At 69.7% G+C, this 8,945-nt stretch carries 8 protein-coding genes; 6 read left to right on the forward strand and 2 right to left on the reverse strand.

Annotated elements, in window-relative coordinates:
• The first annotated feature begins 245 nt into the window (after positions 1 to 245).
• From IEZ13_RS29035 to IEZ13_RS29045, 3 genes are read left to right on the forward strand one after another with little or no spacing between them, the layout of a single operon-like run.
• Positions 246 to 1,142 (forward strand): ATP-binding cassette domain-containing protein, encoded by an 897-nt coding sequence (locus tag IEZ13_RS29035; RefSeq protein ID WP_203833927.1) that lies wholly within the window; start codon positions 246 to 248, stop codon positions 1,140 to 1,142.
• Positions 1,142 to 3,283: a YhgE/Pip domain-containing protein gene (locus IEZ13_RS29040; protein WP_183224035.1), complete on the forward strand. Its 2,142-nt coding sequence runs from the start codon at positions 1,142 to 1,144 to the stop codon at positions 3,281 to 3,283. The genes IEZ13_RS29035 and IEZ13_RS29040 overlap by 1 nt, the downstream gene beginning before the upstream one ends.
• A gap of 10 nt (positions 3,284 to 3,293) precedes the next feature.
• Positions 3,294 to 3,884, forward strand: a complete 591-nt coding sequence (locus tag IEZ13_RS29045) for a TetR/AcrR family transcriptional regulator (RefSeq protein WP_183224033.1) — start codon at positions 3,294 to 3,296, stop codon at positions 3,882 to 3,884.
• Between the two features lie 25 nt (positions 3,885 to 3,909).
• Here IEZ13_RS29045 and IEZ13_RS47590 read toward each other — a convergent pair whose 3' ends face one another.
• On the reverse strand, positions 3,910 to 4,032 hold the full coding sequence (locus IEZ13_RS47590) for a hypothetical protein (RefSeq protein ID WP_260179430.1): 123 nt from the start codon (positions 4,030 to 4,032) through the stop codon (positions 3,910 to 3,912).
• Between the two features lie 114 nt (positions 4,033 to 4,146).
• On the opposite strand from IEZ13_RS47590, the gene IEZ13_RS29050 reads away from it, so the two are divergent.
• Complete coding sequence (locus tag IEZ13_RS29050) at positions 4,147 to 5,919, forward strand: hypothetical protein (RefSeq protein ID WP_183224030.1); 1,773 nt, start codon at positions 4,147 to 4,149, stop codon at positions 5,917 to 5,919.
• A gap of 1,488 nt (positions 5,920 to 7,407) precedes the next feature.
• Here IEZ13_RS29050 and IEZ13_RS29055 read toward each other — a convergent pair.
• Positions 7,408 to 7,731: a hypothetical protein gene (locus tag IEZ13_RS29055; protein WP_183224028.1), complete on the reverse strand. Its 324-nt coding sequence runs from the start codon at positions 7,729 to 7,731 to the stop codon at positions 7,408 to 7,410.
• On the opposite strand from IEZ13_RS29055, the gene IEZ13_RS29060 reads away from it, so the two are divergent.
• Together IEZ13_RS29060 and IEZ13_RS29065 are read left to right on the forward strand one after the other, a co-directional pair.
• Entirely contained in the window at positions 7,730 to 8,179 is a 450-nt protein-coding gene (locus tag IEZ13_RS29060; RefSeq protein ID WP_183224026.1) for a hypothetical protein, read from the forward strand. The two genes, IEZ13_RS29055 and IEZ13_RS29060, sit on opposite strands and share 2 nt — an antisense overlap.
• Positions 8,180 to 8,201: 22 nt before the next feature.
• Entirely contained in the window at positions 8,202 to 8,747 is a 546-nt protein-coding gene (locus IEZ13_RS29065; protein WP_183224024.1) for an HAD domain-containing protein, read from the forward strand.
• The last annotated feature ends 198 nt before the right edge of the window (positions 8,748 to 8,945 follow it).

Consider the following 8,945-nt stretch of genomic DNA (forward strand, 5'->3'; position numbering starts at 1 on the left):
GCCCCCCGCAGGAAGTCGTCGGCTGCACAGCCGGACGCCGACCGAACGGTACCGTAGCGGCCCTTCGCCCGGTAAGCCTGGCGAACGTCGATGTAGCCGGAGTGGCCGAAGGCACCCGAATCCCTGACCTTGTGATCCGCAGAGCGCCGCAACCCGGTCCGTGACCTCCGCCACCTCGGTACGCCCCAAGGGCCTACCGTGAGTATGTTTTTGAACTGACCGGTCAGTCTAAAAAGGGGGTCGCCATGTCGGTGCTCACCGCGAGCAGGGCGGGGGTGCGGCACCATCGCCGCTGGCTCGTCCGCGATCTCGACCTGCGGGTCGACACCGGCGAGACCGTCGCGGTGATCGGTCCACCGGGCAGCGGCCGAACCAGCACCCTGCTCGCACTGGCGCGACGGCTCCGGCTCACCACCGGAAAAATCGAGATCGGGGGTACGGCGGCGCTCGCTCACGTGCCCGGCGTGGAGGAGCCCGAACCCGTCTTCACGGTCCGGGAGCATGTCGAAGAGCGACTGGCATTGCTCGGCCGCCCTCGACGCGCGGCCGCCACGGTCCCGCTGTACGGCCTCGACCCGGACCAGCGAGGGCGGGATCTGTCGCCCTACCAGCGGCACCTTCTCGGGCTGGCCCTGGCCGTGCTGACCGACCCGGCGGTGATCGCACTCGACGGCGTCGACGCCGGGCTCGACCGCGCGGAGCAGAACGCTCTCTGGAGGCTGCTCGCCGAGATCGCCACCGGCGGGACCGCGGTGCTGGTCACGGCCCGGGAGATCGACGCGGCCCTCGTGAACCATGTGGTGCTCCTCGACGATCCCCGCACCGGCACCCCGGGCCGCCCGCTGGTCACCTCGACCGCCGGCACCTTCGCCGAGGTGGAGCCGGTCGAGCAGTCCGCGGGGTGCGAGTCCGCCGAAGCCGAACCGGCGCCGGAGAACCCGGCGAAGGCCGAGACGGGCACGGGCGAGCTGCCGGCAGCGGACGGCGAACCGGCGGAAGCGCGGGGCGTCGGCTCGACCGGGGAGGAGGGCGCGTCACCCGTACCCCGGAGGGATCTGAAAGAGGGACCACCGGAGCGCCCGGCGGATGAGCGGCGACCGCCCGCCGGGACCACGTCCGAGGATGTCGAGGAAGAGGTGTGATGCGGGGCTTTCCGACGCTGTCGCTGGCCGCGATGGAGCTGCGGAGATTTCTGCGCGGACGGCTGACGGCCGCGGCGCTGGCGGTGCTCGCGGTGATTCCATTGCTGTACGGGGCGTTGTACCTGTACGCGTTCTGGGACCCCTACGGTCGGCTGAACCACATTCCGGCGGCGCTGGTGGTGGAGGATCAGCCGGCGCGCACCTCCGAGGGGGAAACCGTGCACGCCGGGAAGGATCTCGCCGACGAGCTGGTGGAACGGCAGATCTTCGACTGGCACGTGGTGAACGCGCAGGACGCCGAGGAGGGCCTGCGAGACGGCAGCTACCAGATCGGACTGCGCATACCCGCGGACTTCTCCGCATCTCTGGCGGCCGCCCCGGAATCGGACAGAGAACCGCGGAACGCTCAGCTGAAAGCGATCAGCGACGACGCCACCAACTACCTCTCCGGGGTCTTCGCCCGCACCGCTTTCGACGAGGTCCGGGCGGCCGCGTCGGCGAGCGCGTCGGCCGAGTACTTCGACCGGATGCTGATCGGATTCACCGATCTGAAGGAGGAGACCGGCAAGGCCGCGAACGGCGCCGCCGATCTGCGTGACGGCGCCCGGAAGGCCACATCCGGTGCGGGACAGCTGGCGAACCGCCTGGACTCGGCGGACGACGGCGCGGGGCGGCTGGCTTCCGGACTGCGCCAGGCCGGCTCCGGTGTGGATGGTCTGGCCGACGGTCTGCAGCAGTTGAAGACGGGCTCGGCCCAGGTGGCGTCCGGCACCGCCGAGGCGGCGCGCGGCACCCGGAAGCTGGCCGACAAGGTCGACGCGGCGGCCGACACGTACGGCCCGTTTTTGACCGAGAACGCGAAGGAGATCGAAGCCGGGGCGAAGCTGGTGGCCCGGGGCGCCGACAAGCTCGCGGACCACGTCGGGGACATCGAGGAAGCCTCGGACCGGGCGGTCACCGAAGCCCGCAAACTGCGCAAGTACCTCGACGGGTTGCCGAGTGAGACACCCGGCCTGGCCGACGCGCAAGCCCTCGCCGACCGGCTGGTGAGCGACGCCGAGCAGGTGCAACGCCAGATCGACGCGGTGGGTTCGGACGAATTGCGGCGCCGCCTCCACGAGGTGGCCGACATGGCGCGCGACCTGGCGAAGAACGCTCCGCATCTGGCGGCCGACATCACGAAGGCCCGGGCCCAGGTGAACCGGCTCGCCGACGGCATGGACGAACTGGCGGCCGGTTCGCGGAAGGTGAGCGCCGGCAACGCCGAGGCCGCGAAGGGTGCGACCGAGCTGCGCGGCGGCATCTTCCGGCTGGCGAGCGGGGCCCGGCAGTTGGACGGTGGCCTGACGAAACTGTCCAAGGGCGGTCACGAACTGGCCACCGGTCTCGGTGAGTTGCGCAGCGGGGCGGGTCAGCTGGCCGACGGGCTGGCCGACGGCGCCGCCGAGATTCCCGGCTACGACGACGCCGCCCACCGGGCCGACGTGCTCGCCGACCCGGTCTCGCTGGACCGTGACGTGCGGCATCCGGCCGGCACCTATGGGGTCGGATTCGCGCCGTACTTCCTGGCCCTGGCGCTCTGGGTCGGAGCGATGATCAACTACATGCTGTTGCGGCCGCTGAACCGGCGCTACCTGATGTCCGGTGCACCACCGCTGCGGGTGGCCCTCGCGGGACTGCTCCCCGGTGTGGTGATGGGCGCCGTCCAGGCCGGCCTGCTCTACGCCGTGGTGCACCTCGTGCTCGGGCTCACGCCGGTGCACGCCGGAGCGACCCTGGCACTGATGTTCGGCACGGCCGCCGTCTTCGCCGGGATCATGCAGCTGATCGGCGCGGCCCTGGGACCGGCCGGGCGGGTCATGGCGCTGGCGCTGCTGATGTTGCAGCTCACCTCGTCCGGGGGAACCTATCCGGTCCAGACGTCACCGAGCTTCTTCCAGGCCGTCCATCCACTGCTGCCGATGACGTACGTGGTCGAGGCGATCCGGAATGCCGTCGACGGAGGCACCGCCGCGATCGTGACACACGACGCGCTGGTCCTGGCCGTCTTCGGTGTCGCCGCGCTGCTGTTGACCGTGCTGCTGGCCGCCCGCAAGCGCCGGATGCGCACTGCGGACCTGCACCCGGAACTGGTCCTCTAGGGTTCTACTCGTGGAGACCGACGGGCGGAGCCGGCGACGCGAGGACACCCGGCAGCGGCTGTACGAGGCCGCTGTCGAACTCATCGCCGAGCAGGGCTTCTCGGCTACCACCGTGGACGACATCGCGCTGCGGGCGAAGGTGGCGAAGGGGACCGTCTACTACAACTTCAAGTCGAAGACGGATCTCTTCGAGGAGCTCCTGCGGCACGGGGTGGGCCTGCTCACCGAGCAGTTCCGGCTGGCGGTGGAGGGGTTGCCGCCGCGGGAGGCGCTGCGTGCGCTGATCCGGGCCCAGCTGGAGTACATCCGGCGGTATCGGGCGTTCGCTCAGCTGCTGCTCTCCGAGATGTGGCGCACCAACCGGGAGTGGCAGCAGACCCTGATCCTCCTGCGCGAGCAGGCGATCGGGGTGATCGCGCGGACCGTGCAGGAGGGCGTCGACTCCGGCGACCTCCCGGCCGAGCTGGACGTGCGGGTGGCCTCGGCGGCCCTCTTCGGGGTGGGGCTCGTAGTGGCTGTCGACTGGCTGGTGTTCCAGCCCGACCGGGCGATCGAGGACGTCGAGGAATCGCTGCTGGCGATCGTGCGCCGGGTGGCGTAGGGCGCCCCGAACTCTAGGACGGTCATCAGGCGGCCATGCCGTCGAGCAGCATGCGGTCGTCATCCACCACGGACACAGTGATCATGAACGGTGACCGTATGCACACGAGCGGCACGCCGTCAAGACGCCAATGATCGACTTTCGTCACTTGATCAGGGTTTCTAGTGTGGCGCAGGATTGTGTCCGGGCTGCGGCCACCGTCCACTCGCGCCTGTCCAGCCGGCGCGCTGCCACCAACGTTCCACCATCTCAAGGAGCACCGTTGCGATTCATTCGCATCCGAGCCATCACCGCTGCGGCAGCCCTCGGGTTGTCCACGGTCCCACTGATACCCGGCACCGCCGCATCGGCCGCCGATGACGTCGTCGAGTGGGCCACCACCAACGGCGAGCCGGTGAGCATCACCACCACCACCGCCGGCCAGAAGGCGTACGTCTACTTCAGCGGTTCCGTGGGCCGGCACCTGACCATCTCGTGCGAGAAGAGCGCGGGCACGCCGACGTACGTGCTGCAGGCGTTCGACGGCAGCCAGGTCGAGGGCTCACGCACCTGCGACGCCACCCGGCCCACCGACATCAACCTGCTCAAGGCGGACGGCCGCTACCGGCTGCTGGTCACTGACCGCAACGCGCAGACCTTCGGCGCGACCGTCAAGGTCCAGCAGTTCGACAACGCCGCGGGCACCCTGATGGCCGGCGCCCAGCCGATCACGGTGAAGACCGCCGATGCCAAGCAGAACGTCTCCCTCGCCCTGGCGATGACGGACGGCGACCGGGTGCAGCTGACCTGCCAGGCGACCGGTGCCACCTCCGAAGTCACGGTGATCGGCCCGCGCGGCACTGTCGTCCAGCCCGATCTGGGCACCAACGCGGCCGCGTGTTCCAGTTTCAGCGTCGGTGAGGGCCCGCTGATCACCGCCACCGAGACCGGCTTGTACCAGTTCGTGATTCACCCGATGTTCTCGGGCCAGGTCAAGACCGTGACCGCGGCCGCCGTCCGGGTGGCCGCCGACGCCACCGGCCTGATCGCCACGGACGGCACCCCGCTGACCCTCGCCACGACGGGCGCCTACCAGCGCGTCAAGACGACGTTCTCGCTGGCGGCACCCACCCAGGTGTACGTCACCTGCGCCCGCAAAGGCGACGATTCCGCCTTCATCACGCTGTACCGCCCGACCGGCGTGAGCGAGAAGTTCGGCCCGTGCCAGTACTCCGGACCCGGTACCGAGGCGACCGCGTTCGGCGAGCGACTGAACCTGCCCGCGGGCAGCTGGACGATGGTCGCCGACCCCGACGGGATGAGCACCAACGAGTTCACCCTCCAGGTGCACACCGTGCCCGCGCCTGTGACGGCCGAGCTGCCCCTCGACGGCACCCCGGTCACCCTGAACACCACCACGCCGGGCCAGCTGGCCCAGTTCACGGTCAACGCCGCGGGCGGCGAACGGGTCTTCATCGGCTGCCGGCTCGGCACCTACCGCGAGCCGAACCCGTGGACCTACGACGCCCCGGCCGGCGTCGGCTTCACCCACCCGGCCGGGCAGTTCAGCGACAGCGGCAGCTGCGGCAAGCCGGACCAGAGTGACTACCCGAAGGTCTTCTTCGGGTACGGCATCCCCCTGGTCCGGGCCGGAAAGCACACGCTGACCGTGCGGATGCGGATGGCGGAGACGAACTCGGTGACGCTCTGGGCGTACAAGATCCCGGCCGTCACCGAGGCGACCGCGACCACGGACGGCACCCCGGCGACGGTGGAGACCTTGGTGGCCGGTCAGGGGGCGCTCATCCGATTCCCGGGCGTGGCGGGCCAGAAGTACACGGTGTCGTGCGACGTCACGGGAGCGCCGCGATCCGCTTTCCTGATGCTGACCAGCCCGAGCGACGCGTTCGTCGACAGCCCGTACTCCACGGACTGCGGCCCGACCGGCACCTTCACCACGGCCGCGCTGAAGGAGTCCGGCGACTTCCGGCTCAACCTGCACTTCCAGGGCGACGGTACCGGCAAGGCAACGGTGACGGTCCGGCCCGCGAGCTGACCACGACCGCACCACCCGCAGGGGCCCGGCAGCGCCGGTCCCCTGCGGCGTCTTCACCGGCTCGGCGGGACGGTCTCGCCGACCCGGTGCGGTACCTCGACGTGCAAGATCTCCTCGGGCACTCCAGCATCGTCGTCACCGCCGACACCTACACCAGCGTCCTACCCGACAGCCATCGCCGCGCTCGTCTTGGCCGCCGCCCGCCACACCCGCAAACGCATCAAAGAACGAGCGGCCAAGAACCGCCACCCATGAGAATCAAGGAACTGGACAGTAGTGCCGGCATGGGCAAACGCGAACCGAAGGACCACGCCGATGCGGAACCGCTGGATCAGCCATTGCCGGCTGGCACGGCGGTTGGTAAACAGCGCAGCGCTGAGCCGGTCGGTCGGATGTCGTGCGCGGCGGGTCAGGCCAGGAGGAGCGGGTCGCGGTCGGTGAGCAGGCGTGCGGCTCGACCGTGGGGATTGAGCGACACCGCTACGTTCGGCCTGGGGAGAGAGAAGGTGGGTCCCTCCTTTCAGGAGGGAGTCTTCGAACGCACGCCGAGCCGAGCAGCGCGCTTGTAGGGCCGTGTGCTGCGGCAACGCCGACTTCGAGCACCTTGGAAGTAGTGCGTCGCGGACCAGGCCGACGGCGGGGTGAACGCCGTACTGAACGGCGGCGTGAACGCCTCGCGGACAGAAGCCGATTTCGGCCATCCACGGTTACCCACAGCGAGCAGAACGGCGGGTCTACCGCCGTGCGCGAGTTGGCCCGGCGGGCCGCCACGGCGGCTGGTTCAACGAGTACCGCCGCATCGAGGCCATCAAGGCTCACACCGCGCTCGGCGGACGCCTCGTCCACGGCTGCCAGTCCGCGCCCAACCAGTCCGGTGGCGTCGTCGCCGCCTACGGCACGTCGATGGCGAACTTCGCCGTGGAACTCGCCGGGATGAAGGACGAATGGATCCAGCGGGTCGAGTCGCACCGCGTGACCGCCGCCTAACCCCTCCCGTTGATCCACCGGTCCGGGGCAGCGGACACCGCTCTCCCGGACCGGTCGTCCCCTCCTCACGTCGTACGGAGCCCGCCCGTGGACAACCACCTCATCACCGCCATCCTGGCCGACATCTGCGCCGCCACCGGCATGCCCCAACCACACCGCGACCCGGTACGCGTGTGGGCGCTGTCGGGCGCGGAACGGCTCGTCTTCCCCGACGACACCACCGCGATCTACAAGTTCGCCACCGAACCATTCACCAGCGAAGACCGGATCCTGCACGCGGCCGGCAGCGCCAGCATCCCGGTGCCCGCAGTCGTCGGCTCACTGCTGCGCGACAACGTGCTCGGCATGGTCATCGAAGATCTCGGCGAGCCCGTGCGCGACGCGGTGGACGCGGACGGCATCCTGGCCGCCGTCAGCCTGCACGCCGCAGCACCCACCACGACGCTGCCCGTTCTCGACGGAGACGCCCTCACCGCACTTCCCGAACTGGCCCGCGGTCACCTACTGCGGCTGCGAGATCAAGGCCGATGGGCCGCAGGCACCGACGACATCGCCGACCTGCTGGACGCCCTTGCCGAAGCCGCCGGCAAACGTGCCAAAGGCGCCACTATCGCCCCGTGGGGCTGGGTGCACTCCGAGTTCCACCCCACCAGCCTGCACATCACCCGCGAGGGCTGGCGGCTCCTCGACTTCGCCCACGCGTTCACCGGCCCCGGCCTGCTCGACCTCGCCTCCTGGCACGGCACCATCGACGACGCCGACCCAGTCCGGCTGCACAGCTTCATCGAGGCGTACGTGACTGCCCGGCGCGACCATCGTCGGCATGGACAGCTCGGCCGCGCAGATCCGCCGCGCCGTCGCCTACTACGGGCACACCGAAGCCCGGTTCCTGCATACCAGCGCGGCCCACCACCTCCACCACGCGGCGGAAGCCCTGGACGCCATCGTCTCCGTCTTCGGCGCGATCGGCACCACCGAGCCGTCCCAGCTCCTTACGGCGTGCTCCCGCAGACTCGCTCACCAGGGCATCCTGGCCTTCTGCGTGCCACACCCTCAGCGGACCGGCACCATCCCGCACCATCCGTACACCTGCATCCCCGTGGCCCTGCCGGACGGCGCCAGCCACACCGTCGAGCGCTGGGATATGGAACCCACCGCATGGGTCCTCGCCCTGAACCGGGCCGGGCTGACGGTTACCTCCGTCCACCACCTCCACGCCTCGGCCGACACCCGATTGCCCACCACCCTCCTGATCACCGCACGCAAACCCTGACCGCCTACCAGGGAGAAGACCGATGCGCCAGATCCCCTACCCGCTGCTGGACATCGACGGTGTACTGATCCCGTTCCCGGCAGAGGACAAGTCCACCCCCGCCACCCACACCCACCATCAGGTCAGTCTGACCGGCTACTGCGACCCGATCCGAGTCTGGCTCAACCACGACCACGGCCCGCTGATCGCCGACGCCATCAACACCGGGCTCGTCCGGCCCGTGTGGTGCACCAGCTGGCGCATCGACGCCTCAAGCCAAATCGGTCCGCTGCTCGGCCTGCCCTACTTCGAGCACATCGAGCTGCCCCGCCTGCCGATCACCACCAGCCACCCCGACGGCTACCTGTGGAAACGCGACCACGTCGAATGGTGGCTCGCCGACACCCCGGCCGTATGGATCGATGACGACTTCACCCCGCTCGACCACCAATGGGCCGCCGACCGCACCACTCACCGGGCAGCGACCCTACTGATACAACCCGACCCGCACACGGGCCTACAGCCCGAGCACATCCAGACCGCCCTGACCTGGGCCACGGATCTCACCAGCAGCAAGCAAGCGGCCTGACACCAACGCCGCAGAAGGCCGGGCGACGCTCCAGCAGGAGATCCGTCTCGCTGCCTCGCCCTCCGCAGAGGCCACGCCCTCCCCGAACCCGCAGTTCAGAGACCCACCGCCAGGCGGCACCGGCTTCCATCAAGATCAAACGGGATTGTCAAGATAACGGTGTAACTCGATGTTGTGATGGTTAGTTGCGTCCGGCGG

The organism is Actinoplanes campanulatus (assembly GCF_014647795.1).
Taxonomy (GTDB): domain Bacteria; phylum Actinomycetota; class Actinomycetes; order Mycobacteriales; family Micromonosporaceae; genus Actinoplanes; species Actinoplanes campanulatus.

What these genes read in the sequence shown, in the direction of transcription:
- IEZ13_RS29060 (WP_183224026.1), top strand. Translation starts at nt 7,730, where the DNA reads ATGGACAGCTCGGCCGCGCAGATCCGCCGCGCCGTCGCCTACTACGGG.
- IEZ13_RS29040 (WP_183224035.1), top strand. Translation starts at nt 1,142, where the DNA reads ATGCGGGGCTTTCCGACGCTGTCGCTGGCCGCGATGGAGCTGCGGAGA.
- IEZ13_RS29035 (WP_203833927.1), top strand. Translation starts at nt 246, where the DNA reads ATGTCGGTGCTCACCGCGAGCAGGGCGGGGGTGCGGCACCATCGCCGC.
- IEZ13_RS29055 (WP_183224028.1), bottom strand. Translation starts at nt 7,731, where the DNA reads ATGCCGACGATGGTCGCGCCGGGCAGTCACGTACGCCTCGATGAAGCT.
- IEZ13_RS29065 (WP_183224024.1), top strand. Translation starts at nt 8,202, where the DNA reads ATGCGCCAGATCCCCTACCCGCTGCTGGACATCGACGGTGTACTGATC.